13 protein-coding genes are annotated in these 13,952 nt (G+C 72.1%); 7 read left to right on the forward strand and 6 right to left on the reverse strand.

The features are described 5' to 3' along the window. Positions 1-13: 13 nt before the first annotated feature. Both ACZ7L4_RS27945 and ACZ7L4_RS27950 read left to right on the forward strand, forming a co-directional pair. A complete protein-coding gene (locus ACZ7L4_RS27945) occupies positions 14-208 on the forward strand; it encodes a ferredoxin (protein WP_472106784.1) in 195 nt (64 codons plus the stop codon). Positions 209-222: 14 nt separating this feature from the next. Next, positions 223-1,425: an NAD(P)/FAD-dependent oxidoreductase gene (locus ACZ7L4_RS27950; protein ID WP_472106786.1), complete on the forward strand. Its 1,203-nt coding sequence runs from the start codon at positions 223-225 to the stop codon at positions 1,423-1,425. Here ACZ7L4_RS27950 and ACZ7L4_RS27955 read toward each other — a convergent pair. Continuing rightward, the gene (locus ACZ7L4_RS27955) at positions 1,400-2,407 is read right to left on the reverse strand and encodes an asparaginase (protein ID WP_472106788.1); all 1,008 of its coding nucleotides are present in this window, start codon (positions 2,405-2,407) and stop codon (positions 1,400-1,402) included. The genes ACZ7L4_RS27950 and ACZ7L4_RS27955 overlap by 26 nt on opposite strands. A gap of 234 nt (positions 2,408-2,641) precedes the next feature. Between ACZ7L4_RS27955 and ACZ7L4_RS27960 the strand changes: the two genes are divergently transcribed. The 3 genes from ACZ7L4_RS27960 to nhaC all read left to right on the forward strand — a co-directional run bounded on the left by ACZ7L4_RS27960 (position 2,642) and on the right by nhaC (position 6,095). Next, complete coding sequence (locus ACZ7L4_RS27960) at positions 2,642-3,358, forward strand: GntR family transcriptional regulator (RefSeq protein WP_472106790.1); 717 nt, start codon at positions 2,642-2,644, stop codon at positions 3,356-3,358. Further along, on the forward strand, positions 3,355-4,470 hold the full coding sequence (locus ACZ7L4_RS27965) for a DmpA family aminopeptidase (RefSeq protein WP_472106792.1): 1,116 nt from the start codon (positions 3,355-3,357) through the stop codon (positions 4,468-4,470). Before ACZ7L4_RS27960 ends, ACZ7L4_RS27965 begins: the two co-directional genes overlap by 4 nt. 113 nt (positions 4,471-4,583) lie before the next feature. Next, complete coding sequence (gene nhaC / locus ACZ7L4_RS27970) at positions 4,584-6,095, forward strand: Na+/H+ antiporter NhaC (protein ID WP_472106794.1); 1,512 nt, start codon at positions 4,584-4,586, stop codon at positions 6,093-6,095. Here the strand turns inward: nhaC and ACZ7L4_RS27975 are convergent. Then, positions 6,055-6,597 carry a hypothetical protein gene (locus tag ACZ7L4_RS27975; RefSeq protein ID WP_472106796.1) on the reverse strand — a complete coding sequence of 181 codons (543 nt, stop codon included), beginning with the start codon at positions 6,595-6,597 and terminating at the stop codon, positions 6,055-6,057. The two genes, nhaC and ACZ7L4_RS27975, sit on opposite strands and share 41 nt — an antisense overlap. Before the next feature lie 204 nt (positions 6,598-6,801). On the opposite strand from ACZ7L4_RS27975, the gene ACZ7L4_RS27980 reads away from it, so the two are divergent. Continuing rightward, the gene (locus tag ACZ7L4_RS27980; RefSeq protein ID WP_472106798.1) at positions 6,802-7,605 is read left to right on the forward strand and encodes an IclR family transcriptional regulator; all 804 of its coding nucleotides are present in this window, start codon (positions 6,802-6,804) and stop codon (positions 7,603-7,605) included. A 4-nt stretch (positions 7,606-7,609) separates the two neighbouring features. Here ACZ7L4_RS27980 and ACZ7L4_RS27985 read toward each other — a convergent pair whose 3' ends face one another. Beyond that, complete coding sequence (locus tag ACZ7L4_RS27985) at positions 7,610-8,815, reverse strand: cytochrome P450 (RefSeq protein ID WP_472106800.1); 1,206 nt, start codon at positions 8,813-8,815, stop codon at positions 7,610-7,612. Positions 8,816-9,021: 206 nt separating this feature from the next. On the opposite strand from ACZ7L4_RS27985, the gene ACZ7L4_RS27990 reads away from it, so the two are divergent. Further along, positions 9,022-9,975, forward strand: a complete 954-nt coding sequence (locus tag ACZ7L4_RS27990; RefSeq protein WP_472106802.1) for a PDR/VanB family oxidoreductase — start codon at positions 9,022-9,024, stop codon at positions 9,973-9,975. 25 nt (positions 9,976-10,000) lie between these two features. Here the strand turns inward: ACZ7L4_RS27990 and ACZ7L4_RS27995 are convergent, their stop codons facing one another. The 3 genes from ACZ7L4_RS27995 to ACZ7L4_RS28005 are packed head-to-tail and all read right to left on the reverse strand — an operon-like array spanning position 10,001 to position 13,418. Further along, entirely contained in the window at positions 10,001-11,665 is a 1,665-nt protein-coding gene (locus ACZ7L4_RS27995) for an HAL/PAL/TAL family ammonia-lyase (RefSeq protein ID WP_472106804.1), read from the reverse strand. Further along, on the reverse strand, positions 11,662-13,155 hold the full coding sequence (locus tag ACZ7L4_RS28000) for a sodium:solute symporter family protein (protein WP_472106806.1): 1,494 nt from the start codon (positions 13,153-13,155) through the stop codon (positions 11,662-11,664). The genes ACZ7L4_RS27995 and ACZ7L4_RS28000 overlap by 4 nt, the downstream gene beginning before the upstream one ends. Next, positions 13,152-13,418 (reverse strand): DUF3311 domain-containing protein, encoded by a 267-nt coding sequence (locus ACZ7L4_RS28005; RefSeq protein ID WP_472106808.1) that lies wholly within the window; start codon positions 13,416-13,418, stop codon positions 13,152-13,154. The genes ACZ7L4_RS28000 and ACZ7L4_RS28005 overlap by 4 nt, the downstream gene beginning before the upstream one ends. Positions 13,419-13,952: the final 534 nt, after the last annotated feature.

A 13,952-nucleotide genomic window follows, 5' to 3' on the forward strand; every position in this document is an offset into this window, starting at 1 on the left:
AGCGAGAACCACCATGCACGTCACCGTGGACCAGCCCAAATGCGTCGCCTCCGGCCAGTGCGTCATGCTCGCCCCCGAGGTCTTCGACCAGGACGACGACGGCATCGTCGAGCTGCTGACCGACACCCCCGACGCCGAACACCACGAGGACGTCAGGGAGTCGGCCGCCGTCTGCCCCGCCGCCGCCATCCACCTGGCGGGCCAGTGACCTCCGGTCGCCCCTTGCGCCGGGTCGTGATCGCCGGCGCCTCGGCGGCCGGCCTCGCCGCCGCGGAGACCCTGCGCCGCGAGGGCTACGACGGTTCGATCAGCCTCGTCGGACGCGAGCCGCACCACCCCTACGACCGGCCGCCACTGTCCAAGCAGATCCTCTCGGGCGACTGGGACGCCGAGCGGGCCACGCTGCGGCCCGCGGCCGATCTGGCCGCCCTCGACCTGGACCTGCGCCTGGGCACCGCGGCCGCGGCGCTGTCCACCGAGACCCGCGTCGTCACCCTGTCCGACGGCACCGCCCTCGACTACGACGGCCTCGTGGTCGCCACCGGCGTACGCCCACGGAAGCTGCCGCAGTGTGGCCTGCCCGGCGTGCACGTATTGCGCGACCTGGAGGACGCGCTCGCCCTGCGGGACCGGCTGGGCGCGGGCCGTCGCCTGGTCGTGGTCGGTGCCGGGTTCCTCGGTGCCGAAGTGGCCTCGTCGGCGCGGGCACTGGGGGCGCGGGTCACCCTCGTCGAGCCCGCCCCGCTCCCCCTCGCCCACGCGGTCGGACAGGACGTGGGCACCTACCTGGCGGGGGTGCACCGCGAGCACGGCGTGGACCTGCGCACCGGCACCAAGGTCGACGAGTTCGTGACCGCGGCGGCCCGCGTGACCGGCGTCCGGCTGTCCGACGGGACCCTGGTCCCGGCCGACGACGTGCTCGTGGCCATCGGCTCCGAGACCAACACCGCATGGCTCGCGGACAGCGGGCTGCGCCTGGAGGACGGTGTGGTGTGCGACCAGTACACGGCCGCCGCCCCCGGCGTGTACGCGGCAGGGGACGTCGCCCGCTGGCACAACCCCCTGTTCGGCACGAGCATGCGCGTCGAGCACCGCACCAATGCCGCCGAGATGGGCATGGCCGCCGCCCGCAACCTGCTCCGCCCGGAGCAGGCCAAGCCGTTCGCACCGGTGCCCTACTTCTGGTCCGACCAGCATGGGCTCAAGATCCAGGCGTACGGCCACCTGCGGGGCCACGACGAGGCGCGCGTCGTGGCCGGGTCCCTGTCGGAGGGGCGCTTCCTCGTCGCCTACCGCACCGGCGCGACGCTGAGCGGGGCGCTGGCCGTCGGCATGCCGCCCAAGGAGCTGCGCCGCTGGCGCACGGCCATCGCCGCCCGGGCCGACTGGCACGCGCAGGTCACGCCTGCCGCGGAACCGTACTGAGGACGGCCGAAGGCCGCACCGCTCCCACCGGTTCGCCGTGCCCGAGGACGGGGGCCTCGCTCAGTTCGGCGAGCTGCGGGTCGGCGTCCACGTCGACTCCGAGGTGGCGCAGCGCGGCGGTCATCACCACGGGGCGCGGCCGCTGGGCGCCGTCCGCGATCTTGAGGGCGACGGCGGAGCCGTCCGGGCGGGCGAGGGCGTAGACGCCCTCCGCGCCGTCCTTGGCCACGACGCCGGGGAGCACCCGCATGAGGGTGGTGACGTCGCGGCCGGTGCCGCCCACGTACTCGGGGTGGGTGTTCATCGCGGTGGCCACCCGCTTCTCGTGGGTGCCTTCGGCCGCGGTCGCGATCCTCGCGAAGGCGCGTGCGAGGCCGGTGAGGGTGAGCGCGAACAGCGGGGCGCCGCAGCCGTCGACGCCGACCGCCGTCGACTTCTCCCCCGCAAGGTCCTCCAGTGCGTCGCGCAGCGCGACTTGCAGGGGGTGGGCGGGGTCGAGATAGTCGTCGACGGACCAGCCCGCCGCGACGCAGGTGGCGAGCATCGCCGCGTGCTTGCCCGAGCAGTTCATGGTGATGCGGCTGGGGCCGAGTCCGGCGGCGAGGTGCGCGGGCTGCGCGTCGGCGCCGATGGGCAGGGCCGCGGTGCACTTGAGGGCGTCCTCGGTCAGTCCCGCCGCCGCGAGGATCCGGCGCACGCCGTCGAGGTGGAAGGCCTCGCCCGAGTGGCTGGCACAGGCGAGCGCGAGGAGTTCGCCTTCGAGGTCGAGCCCGGCGCGGAGCATGCCGACGGCCTGGAGCGGCTTGTTGGACGACCGCGGGTACATGGGGCTGTCGACGGGGCCGGCCGACAGCACGGCGCCGCCGTCCGCGTCGAGCACCACGACCGATCCGTGGTGCACGGATTCGAGGAAGTCACCACGCCACACCTCCGCGAGCACGGGCCAGTCGGGCGTGGACTTGCTGGGCGCTGCGGCGGTCATGAGTGTCCTTCGTGTCGTGTCGGTGGCGCGGGGCCGTGGCGGCGGGCGCGACGGCTCCGACGGGTTTGCAAGTGTCGACAGTTATCAGCTTCAGCGGCAAGTGTCGACAGTTGTCCGCGATGAAAGATGGTCACCGAGAAGCCTTGACACGGAGTTCGGGGCGCCTGTCCACTGACGTCTGTCGACACTTCGGCAGCACATTTCGGCAGCACACTTTGCCCTTCGGAGGTTCCCGTGACCGGACTGGTCCACCGTCGCCTGGCCGGCCAGGTGGCGGAGATGCTGCGTGAGCAGATCCTCACCGGCGTACTGCCGTCCGGCTCCCGCCTCAACGAGGTGGAGATCGCCCGCGACCTCGGCATCAGCCGCAGCCCGCTGCGCGAGGCCATCGGCCAGCTGGTGAGCGACGGACTGCTCGTGCACGTGCCGAACAAGGGCGCGGCCGTCTTCACCGCGGGCCCCGAGGACGTGGCGGCCCTCTTCGAGCTGCGCTCGGCGCTGGAGTGCCGGGCGGCGCGCCTGGCCGCGCTCCGCAGGCAGCCCAAGGAGGTGACACGGCTGCGCAAGGTGTGCGAACGCTCCCGCAAGGCGCGCGAGACGGGACGCAAGCTCCCCTACGACCTGGACCTCGAGTTCCACCGTTCCCTGATGGAGGCCGCGCACAGCCCCCGCATCGCCGAGCAGGTGTGGCTGGTGCAGCAGCAGGTGATCGTGCTGCGCAGCGGACTGCTGTCGCGGCCCGCGCACACGGAGGCCTCGCTGAGCGACCACGAGGCGATGGCCGAGGCGGTCGCGGACGGCGACGCGGATCTCGCCGCGAGCCTGATGGAGGCCCATCTCGGCCTGGTGGAGACCGAGTTGCTGCACTCCACGCAGCCGGACGCGCCGCACCCGGACCACGGCGAGGGGGCCACGCCCGCGCGCCGCGCCGGCCGAGCGGAGGCGAAGTGACACACCGGCCCCGCCCCCGCGCCCTGGGGATCGCCCCGGGCACCCTGCCGCCCGGACCGGCGAACTCCCTGACCGACGTACGAGGTGTCCGCGTGGGGCACCTCACCCTCCACCACGACGACGGGGCGCGTCCGGCGCGGACGGGCGTGACCGTCGTCGTCCCGGCCGCCGACTCCGTGTTCCGCCACAAACCGGCGGCCGGCCTGGAGGTCGTCAACGGGTTCGGCAAGGCCGCCGGACTCAGCCAGGTCGACGAACTCGGCGTGCTGGAGACGCCGTTGGCGCTGACGAACACGCTCGGCGTCGGCGCGGCCTTCGAGGGTGTTGCCCGGCACGCGCTCCAGGACCACCCGGAGATCGGCGTCTCCACCGGCACCGTCAACCCGGTGGTCTTCGAGTGCAACGACGGCTGGCTCAACGACATCCGGGGGCTCCTCGTCCGCCCGGGTCATGTCCTGGACGCGCTGGCCTCGGCGTCCGACGGGCCCGTCGCGGAGGGGGCCGTCGGAGCGGGCACCGGCATGGTGTCCTTCGGCTGGAAGGCGGGCATCGGCTCCAGCTCCCGGATCGTCGACGTCGGCGACGGCGGCCGCTTCACCGTGGGCGTCCTCGTCCTCGCCAACTTCGGCCGGGCGGCGGACCTGACGGTGCTCGGCGCCCCGGTCGGCCGACACCTCACGCCTGAAAGGGCGGCGGAGCAGGCCGAGTTCGCCCGCGGCGCCGGGTCCTGTGTCGTCCTCGTCGCCACCGACGCCCCCGCGGACGCCCGGCAGCTGCGGCGCATCGCCAAACGCGCCTCCGTGGGCCTGGCCCGGACGGGCGGCATCATCCAGCACGGCAGCGGCGAGTACGCCCTGGCCTGGTCCACGACGAATCGCACGCCCCACGTCCCGTCCGGGCCGGTCCGCACCACTGCGGCCCTGGCCGAGGACGGGCCCCTCATGGACCTGATGTTCCGGGCCGCCGCCGAGGCCACGGAGGAGGCCGTCCTGGGCTCGCTGTTCGCGGCCCACGCCGTGACCGGCATCCGGGGCCACCACGCGCCCGCGCTGCCCACGGACCAGGTGGCCCAACTGCTCAGTTCCGCAGGGCCTTCGGAGCCCTCGGCGTAGCCCGCCCCTCCCCCGACCACACACCACACACCGCACACCGCACACCCACCGGCCGTCGGCATGCCCGACGGCCCGGTTCGACCTGCCCTCACCCACCCCGGAAAGAGCGAACCATGTCCGAAAACGCTCCGGTCGCGGCTCCGCGCCGGACACCCACCTTCCTCCAGGCCCTCGCCCCGATCGCCGTGATGATCGCGCTGCTGGTGGTCGGCACGGTCTGGCTCGGCCTCGACCCCGTGATCCTGCTCATCGTCGCCTCGAGCTTCGCCGGGGTGTACGCGCTGTGGTTCGGTCTGTCCTGGGAGCAGATGCTCACCGGCATCCGCCGCAAGATCGACTCGACGATGCCCGCGCTCCTGATCCTGATCTCGATCGGCATGCTCACCGGCACCTGGATGATCAGCGGAACGATCCCGATGGTCGTGGACTTCGGCCTCCGGGTGATCGAGCCCCATTGGATACTCCCGGTGTCGTTCCTGGTCACCGTGGTCGTCTCCACGCTCACCGGAACGTCGTGGGGCTCGGTCGGCACCGTCGGTGTCGCGCTCATCAGCGTGGCGGGCGGCCTCGGTGCCTCGCTGCCCATGACGGCGGGGGCGATCGTCGCGGGCGCCTACTTCGGCGACAAGATGTCACCGCTGTCGGACACCACCAACCTCGCGCCGGTCGTCGCGGGCGCCAACCTCTTCGAGCACATCCGCCACCTGCTCTACACCACGGTGCCCGCCGCGGTCGTGTCACTGGTCGCCTACTTCTTCCTCGGCCTGACCATGCACACGGGCTCGGCGGAGGGCACGGGCAAGCAGACGGAGGAGCTTCTCGGCTTCCTGGGCCAGGCGTTCACGTTCAGCCCGCTGCTCCTGCTGCCGCCCCTGGTGGTCCTGGTGGGTGCGGTGCTGCGCAAGCCGCCGCTGCCGACGATCATCCTGTCCTCGGTGATGGCCGCGGTCCTCGGCGGCGTGGTGCAGGGCTTCTCGCTGTCCGAGCTGAGCGCCGCCGCGTCCGAGGGCTTCAGCTCCGACATGCTCGTCGCGCACGGCTGGGACCCGCAGGCCGTCCCGGAGACCGCCAGGACCCTCCTGGACCGCGGCGGCCTCTCCTCCATGACGAGCGTGGTCCTCATCGGCCTCGCCGGCTTCGCGTTCGCCGGCATCATCACCGAGGCGGGCTTCATGGACGTCCTGATCGCCCGCCTGCTGCACCGCGTCCGGCGCACCGGAGGCATCGTCCTGGCCACCGTCGGGTCGTCGCTCGGTGTGGCCCTGGCCACCGGCACCTCGTACCTGACGATCCTCATCCCCGGCGAGGGCTTCAAGAAGGTCTACGCCGACAAGGGACTCGCCCCCAAGAACCTCTCCCGCACGCTGGAGGACTCCGGCACGGTGATGGTGCCGCTGATCCCCTGGAGCGAGGCGGCGATGTACATGTCGACGACGCTGGGCGTGGCGACGATCTCGTACGCGCCCTACGCCTTCCTCTGCTACCTCGGTGCCGTGTTCGCGGTGATCTGCGGGTACACGGGCATCGGCATCGCTCGCAGCTCCGCGCCCCAGGACCGAACCACGACCACCGGGACGGCAATCGCTAGCCCTCGCCCGGCCCCGCGATCACGTCCGGGCCGGTGAAGCCGATGCTCTGCCGCCAGCTGAGCTCGGTCGTTCCGTCGGCGTCGCCCTTGCGGAAGACGACGCGGTACCCGCTCCACGAGAAGCGGGTCCACTCCCATCCGTCGATGTTCTCGATGCCGTGCGTGTCCCACTCATCGAGATCACCGTCGCTCACCGCGACGATCGCGATCTCGGCGGGATCGCCATCGCAGCCGTGGTCCCAATCGGCCATGACCGCGACGGTGTTGTCGTACGTCGTGAGTTCGGGGTCGCATTCGTAGTCGCCCGCCGCCGGGTGCAGCACCTTGGGCTTCGACCACGCGCCGCCGTCGGCGCTCTGGTGCCGCTCGACGAGTCCCTGCTCGGTGAAACGCACCGTGACGCGGCGCCCGTCGTCGAGTTCGATCGGTCCGTCGGAACTGCGCCTGACCTCCGAAGGCGTCTCGACGGGCCACTCCGCACACCCGAGCCACACCCCGGTCACGAGCAACACCGCACCGAGCACCTGGACTCGTTTCATCCGCAACGTGCCACCTCGTCTCCCCCGGACACCGCTCGACGGGCGATGCCGCCCCACTGGTCCAGGGGACCTTAGCCCAGGTCGCGGCACCCGCCCGTCTCTCGCAGCGGACAGGTCTCGTGCGAACCGGTCCGCTGATCTAACCTGGCGGCGCCGTCGACAGGCCACGCCGCCGTTCAGCGCACCGGTCCGAGAAGAGATGACATGTCCAGGGCTGCCCCGCACGAATCCGACGAGACACCAACCACCGCGCGCACCGCGGCCTCCGGTGCCGGTGTGTCGTTCCAGCGCGGGCTGAGTGTGCTCATCAGTGTCGCCGAGTCCGGCGAGACCCGTGTCGAGCAGATCGCGGCCGACGCGGGGATACCGGTCAGCACGGTGTACCGGTATCTGCGCACGCTGCGGGAGTTCGACCTGGTCGAGGAGCGTTCGGGGACGTACGTTCCCGGGTGGCGGCTCCTCGAACTGTCGGGGCAGCATCTGACGCACACCCGGCTCGTGGAGCTCGGGCATCCGCTGCTGCAGGAGCTGACGGATGCCACCGGGGAGACGGCCGTGCTGACCGTGCGGGTCGGGTCGCAGGCGATGTGTCTGCGCCAGACCCAGTCGCCGCACGCGATCCGCATGGCGTTCCGGGTCAACCAGCTGCTGCCGCTGTACGCGGGCGCAGGGCAGCGCATCCTGCTGGCGCACGCACCCCGCCCGGTGATCGAGCGGGTGCTGTGCCAACCCATGCGTACGATCACCGCGCACACCCCCGACCGCGGCCGTCTGGCGCGGGAGATGGAGCGCATCCGCACCAGCGGCTTCCTCATCTCCCAGGGCGAGCTGAACGAGGGCGCGGTCGCCGTCGCGGTGCCGGTGACCGCGACGGGCGAGGTGGTGTGCGCGCTGACCGTGGCGGGGCCCGAGTCGCGGTGCGGTCCCGCCTGGCGGCGGCAGGCCCGCGACCGGCTTCAGGCGGCGAGCACCCGCCTGTCGGAGATCCTGGAGTACGGGTCCGGGTGACGTCTCAGGCCGGTGTGATCCGCACCGGCAGGTGCTTCCAGCCGCGCAGTGTGTTGTGGAGGAACGGCACCGGGTCACCGGCCGGCTCCACCGTCCGTACGCGGCGGGCCAGTTCGCCGATCAGGACCTCCGCCTCCAGGCGCGAGACGGGCTGGCCCACGCACTGGTGGATGCCGAAGCCGAACGCCAGATGTCCGGAGGCGTCCCGCTCGATCCGGTAGCTGTCGGCATCGTCGCCGAAGCGGCGCGGGTCGCGGTTGGCGGCCCCGGTGAACAGGGCGACCTTGCTGTCCTCGGGGATGCGCACACCATGGAAGTCGATCTCGCGCGCGGTGGTGCGGAAGAAGGACTGGAACGGTGACTCGTGGCGCAGCGCCTCGTCCACGGCGAACCGGGTGAGCCGCGGGTTCGCGTGCAGCAGCTCCCACTGCCCGGGGTTGGCGGACAGGCACCTCATGGTGTTGCCGAGGGTGAGCACCGTGGTGTCGAGCCCCGCCGACAGCAGCGCGCGCACCAGGCGTGTCGCCTCGTCGCCGGTGATGACGCCCTGGTCGGCGTACTCCCAGATCTTCGCGCCGAGCCCGTCCGGGGTCAGGTTCTCGCGGGCGCAGTTCTCCATGACCCAGTCGACGGTGTGCTCGCCCGCGGCGAAGTACGCGGCGTAGCGGGCGTCTTCGGGGCCGAAGGCCGAGAAGTTCATGGCGCCGTGCGGGAGCAGGTTCTCGGCGCGGCCCGCGCGGGGGATGCCGACCGCGTTGCCGAAGACCTCGATGGGGAACAGTTCCGCCATCTCGGTCACCGCGTCGAACTCGCGCTTGTCGAGGAGTTCGTCGACGAGCCGCTCGGCGTAGGCCTGGAAGTCGGTGCGCAGCGCGCGCACGTTGCGCGGGGAGATGACACCGGACATGGCGGTGCGCAGTGGTGTGTGCGTCGGCGGGTCGGAGTCGAGGATGCCGGCCGGCCTCCACGGGGGCTCCTGGTGGTAGTTGCGCGGTCCGACCCCGGCGCCCGAGAGGAACGTCCCGTGGTCGGTGAGGATCTCCCGGCACTGCTCGTACCGGGTGAAGGCGTGCACGCCGTGGCGCTCCAGCCACACCGCGGGTCCCGCGTCGCGCATCCGCGTGAAGAGCGGGTACGGGTCGGTGAGGCGGGCGTCGTCGTAGGGGTCGTCGGCGAGGTGTGCGACGGGGGTGTCGGCCGGGGCGGACATCTGGCCTCCTTGGGTACGGCGGGGTGGGCCGGGCGGGGCCGGCACCCGCAACGTAGACCGGTGGGCGGCCACCGGGACATGGGCGTTATCACCTGCTGAGAACCGCTGTTGCCGCCGTGCGCCCGCGTTTTTGACGATGCGGAGGAGTGCGGAACGTTCCGCCGTCGGTCGGGACGAGCCGGCCGGGACGACATGGAGGGTGCAGCATGCCGACGCAGGACCACCTGACGGTGACCGTGAAGGAGACACGTTCCGAGGCCGCGGGGGTGCGCTCCCTGATGCTGGCCGCGCGCGAGGGCGGGGCACTGCCGGAGTGGACGCCCGGCGCGCACATCGATGTCGTCCTGTCCCGGGACCTGGTGCGCCAGTACTCGCTGTCCGCGGGCCCCGAGGAGGCCGGGTGGCGCATCGCCGTGCTGCGGGAGCCCGAGGGCCGGGGCGGTTCGGCGTATCTGCACGACCGGGTCGAGGCGGGCGACACCCTGCTGGTGAGCGCGCCGCGCAACAACTTCGCCCTGGACCTGGACGCGCCTCGGCTGGTGTTCGTCGCCGGCGGCATCGGCATCACCCCGATCCTGCCGATGCTGGCGGCGGCCGAACGGGCGGGCCTGGAGTGGCAGTTGCTGTATCTCGGGCGCAGCGCGGAGAGCATGGCGTTCACCGGAGAACTCGGCCGGTACGGCGACCGGGTGCGGCTGCACCGCGACGATGTCTCGGGCGTCGCGGACCTGGCGGCGGAGCTGGACGGCCTGGGCGCGGCGCAGGCCCATGTGTACGCGTGCGGCCCGGCCGGGCTGCTCGCGGCGGTGCAGGAGTACACCGACGCGCGCCCCGGGTCGCGGCTGACACTGGAGCGCTTCACCGCGGCGCCGCAGGACCCATCACGGGAAGGCGACCGGGCGTTCACGGTGGAGACCGCCGACGGGCAGGAGATCCCGGTGGCCGCCGGGCAGTCCGTCGTCGACGCCCTGACGCGGGCCGGGGTGCGCACGCTCACCTCGTGCCGGGAGGGTGTGTGCGGGACGTGCGAGACACCCGTGCTCGAAGGCGTTCCCGACCACCGCGACCAGCTCCTGAGCGAGGAGGAACGGGCCGCGGGCGACGTCATGATGATCTGTGTGTCGCGGTGTCAGGGGGATCGCCTGGTCCTCGACGTGTGAGGCCCAGGCACCCCCGTCGTACGGTTCACCCCACTTGCGCGACCGCGTCCACGACCGCCCCCGTACGGACGAGATCGAGCGCCGCGTGCACCCTCGGGTACAGCACCACGTCACGCGTCAGGTGGTCGATCGGCCGCCCGTCGGTGGCCGGTGTGGCGCGCAGCCGGTCGAGGGCGGCGCGGGTGGCCGGGGCGAGGGCGTCGGGGCCCCTCCCCTGCTCGGCGAGGCGCAGCTCCAGGGCCTGACCCGCCATCAGCAGCTCGGTGGCGACGACCGCTTCGATGTTCGCGACGACCTGGCGGGCGTGCCGGCCCGCATTGGACGCCATCGACACGTGGTCCTCCTGGTTGGAGCAGGTGGGGATGGAGTCGACGCTGTCGGGGTGCGCGAGTGTCTTGCAGTCGGACACCAGGGCGGCGGCGAGGTACTGCGGCAGCATGTAGCCGCAGTCCATGCCGACCTTCTCGCCGTCGACGAGCATGTCGGGAAGGCCGCGGTTGAGGGTGCCGTCGTTGAGCCGGAACAGGCGCCGCTCGGCGATCGAGCCGATCTCGGTGACGGCGATGGACAGGAAGTCCGAGGCGAACGCCAGGTACTGGGCGTGGAAGTTGCCGCCGGAGACCGCCTTGAGGTCGCGCGGCAGGCTCGGCACGACGAGCGGGTTGTCGGTGGCGGCGTTGAGTTCCGTCTCGACGATGCCGTGGACGAAGCCGAGGGTGTCCCGGACCGGCCCGAGGACCTGCGGCACGCACCGCAGCGAGTACGCGTCCTGGGGTGGCTGGCGTACGGGATCGGTGTCGGCGGCGCCGTCCACGAAGGCGCTGCCGTCGAGGAGTTCGCGCAGCCGGGCCGCGGTGGCGATCTGCCCGGGGTGACCGCGGGCCTCGTGCAGCTGCGGCAGGAAGGCGTCGCCGAAGCCGAGCAGCGCCTCGATGCTCATCGCGGCGGTCACCTCGGCGGTGGCGAGGAGGTTCTCCGCGTCGGCGAGGGCGAGGGCACAGAGCGCGGTGGAGTACGAGGTGCCGTTGGTGAGGGCGAGGCCCTCCTTGGCGCCGAGGGCGAGCCGCTCGATGCCGGCGGCGGCCATGGCGGCGCGGCCGCTCATCAACTCGCCCTCGTGGTGGGCGAGTCCGCTGTCCTCGTCCGGATCGGTGTCACCGGCCGGGCGGCTGAGGGCGAGGGCGAGGTGGGCGAGCGGGATGAGGTCGCCGCTGGCGCCGAGGGAGCCGTACTCGGGGATCGCCGGGTGGACACCGGAGTTGAGCATGGCGAGCAGGGTGTGCACGACGTCGGGGCGCACGCCCGAGTAGCCGCGCGCCAGGCTGGAGGCGCGGATGAGCATGGTGGCGCGGACGATGTCCTCGCCGCAGTACCGGCCGACGCCGCAGGCGTTGGAGACGATGAGGCGGCGGGACAGTTCGACGGCGTCCTCGGGGGTCTCGAAGGCCTGCCGCCCGGCGAGCGAGCCGAAACCGGTGTTGACGCTGTAGACGGGGCGTGCGGCCCCGCCCTCGGCCATGTCGTCGGTGAGCCGGGAGATCCACGCGGCGCTCGGCCCCATCGCCTTCTCGGCCGCCGCGCCGAGCGCGACGGGCCGGTGGTGGCGGGCGACGGCGACGAGATCGTCGAGGGTGAGCGGCCGCTCTCCGATGACGAGGGGTTCGATGGCCGCGGTGGCTGTGGTGGTCACAGGGCGGCTCCTTCCGGGACGGTGGCGGTGGTGGCGGGGCGGGGGTCGTCCCGGTGTCCGGCGCGGTGCCGGGTGGCGGCGCTGACGACGGCGAGCACGAGGATGTTGGCGACCATGGCGACGACACCCACGTCGAGGTCCTGCACCGGCCGCGGCGCCCACGGCAGCAGGCTCGCGGTGGTGGCATCGGTGAGCGTGGTCCAGCCGACGATGGCGACACCGGTGCACACACCGGCCCAGGCACCGGCGGTGGTGACCGGGTTACGTCGCCACATCGACGCGACGAGCACCGGGAAGAGCTGGACCACGAACCCGTACGCCATGATCAGCAGCATCGCGATGGCCTCGCCGCCGCGGAAGGTGAGCACGGCCGCGACCAGCGCGAGCACCGGCACGAGGAGCCGGCTGAGCCGCCCCACGGTCCGCTCGCTCGTGGCGGGGCGTGCCGTCTGGTAGATGTTCTTCGCGACCAGCATCGCGGCGGACTGCAGCAGCATCGCGCCGGGCACCAGCGCGGCGAGCATGCCCGCGACGCCCACGAGCCCGACCAGCCACGGCGGCAGCGCGTCCTTGGCGAGCGAGAGCAGCGCGAGGTCTCCGTCCTTCAGCCCGGGCACCTTGAGCACGGCGGTGAACCCGATGACGAGGACCATCACCAGGACGATCTGGTACGCGGGTGTGATCACGGCGTTGCGGCGCAGTGCCTTGGCGCTGCGGGCGGCGAGGATGCCGGGCATCATGTGCGGCCACGTACAGATGCCGAGGGCGAACAGCAGGCTGGTGGAGATGTACCACCACACGCTGTACCCGTGGTCCGGCAGTGTCAGGAAGTGCGGGTGGGCGGCGGACAGGGCCTGGAACATGTCACCGAGGCCGCCGTAGTAGTGGATCGGCAGATACAGGCCGAGCCCCACGACGAGGACCAGCATCAGCGTGTCCTTGATGATGGCGTTCCAGGCGGTGCCGCGCAGCCCGGAGACGGTGACGTACACGGCGATGACGGCGACCCCGATCCACACGGCGGCGCCCTGCGGGATCCGGCCGTACGAGCACTCGTACACGATGATGCCGAGCCCCTTGAGCTGCAGCACCAGATAGGGCACGAGAGACACCACGCCGACGACGGCCGTCAGCACGCCGAAGCCCTTGGAGCGGTACTTGTGGGCGTACAGGTCCGGGGCGGTGAGCAGCTTGTGGCGGCGGGCGTACGCCCAGATCGGCGGGGCCAGCCAGTAGAAGACGACGTAGCAGATCGACGAGAACATGTAGATCATCGGCCCGCCCATCGAGTAGGCGCCGCCACTGCCACCGAGGAAGGTGTACGTGGTGAAGTTCTCGCCGGCGGCGAGGAGGAAGACGAGCAGGCTACCGAGTCCGCGCCCGCCCACCGACCACTGTTCGAGGTCCATGGTGCGTCCACGCCGGGCGAGCAGCCCGAGGACGAGCACGAGGACGAAGGCGCTGCCGAGGATGGCGAGGGCGGCGTTCATCGGGCGGCCCCTTCGGCGGTGGCGCCCGGGGGCGCGTCGGCCGGGAACTCGCCCTGTTCGTCGGGGAGTTCGTCGGGTTCGTGGTTCGCGGGGTCGAGCCAGTAGACGGCCGCCATGACGACGGTGGTGAGCACCACCCACAGGGCGGCCCAGAACACCACCATCGGCAGCCCGAGGACGTAGGGCTGCTCGGTGTTGACGACGATCAACGACCCGGCGACGGGGACGGCGCTGAGCAGATAGAGGATCCAGCGGCGTGACACGGGACGTGCTCCCTCCGGACGGACGGGCCATGGGCAGGGCCCGCGTCCGGAGGGCCGGGTGCTCGGGCCGCCGGGCGGGCGCGCGGGGAATGCTTGCCCGGTGAACCGATCTTGGCAATGCCGGATTCTCACGGTGCAGGAACGGAGTCCCGGTGGGAACGTCGCGGCGTCGTGGCATGACGGGCCGGCGGCGTTGGAAGACTGTTGAGGTGGCCCCCACCGGAAATCACCGGGAACGTCGGCGAGGGCCACCGGAGAGGCGCGCGGCTCCCCTTCGCGCGCGCCTCGCGAACTCCGCACGGCGTGCCGCGGTCCGGGAGCGTGCGGAAAGACCCGCCCCACGGGCCGCGTCAGCGGCGGAGGGCCGGAGCCGCTGTGTCGGCGATGCGGCTCTGACCGGCTCGATCATTTGTCACCTGGCCCGGGGGCATGGGGCCACGCGGCACGCAGGGCGCCCGCTTCAAAAATGGTACGCCACATGCAAGTTTTACCTCAAGGGCAAATTTCACAAGCGATCTTGACGCGCCGTCACGG

It is taken from the genome of Streptomyces sp. NPDC107575, from assembly GCF_055657265.1.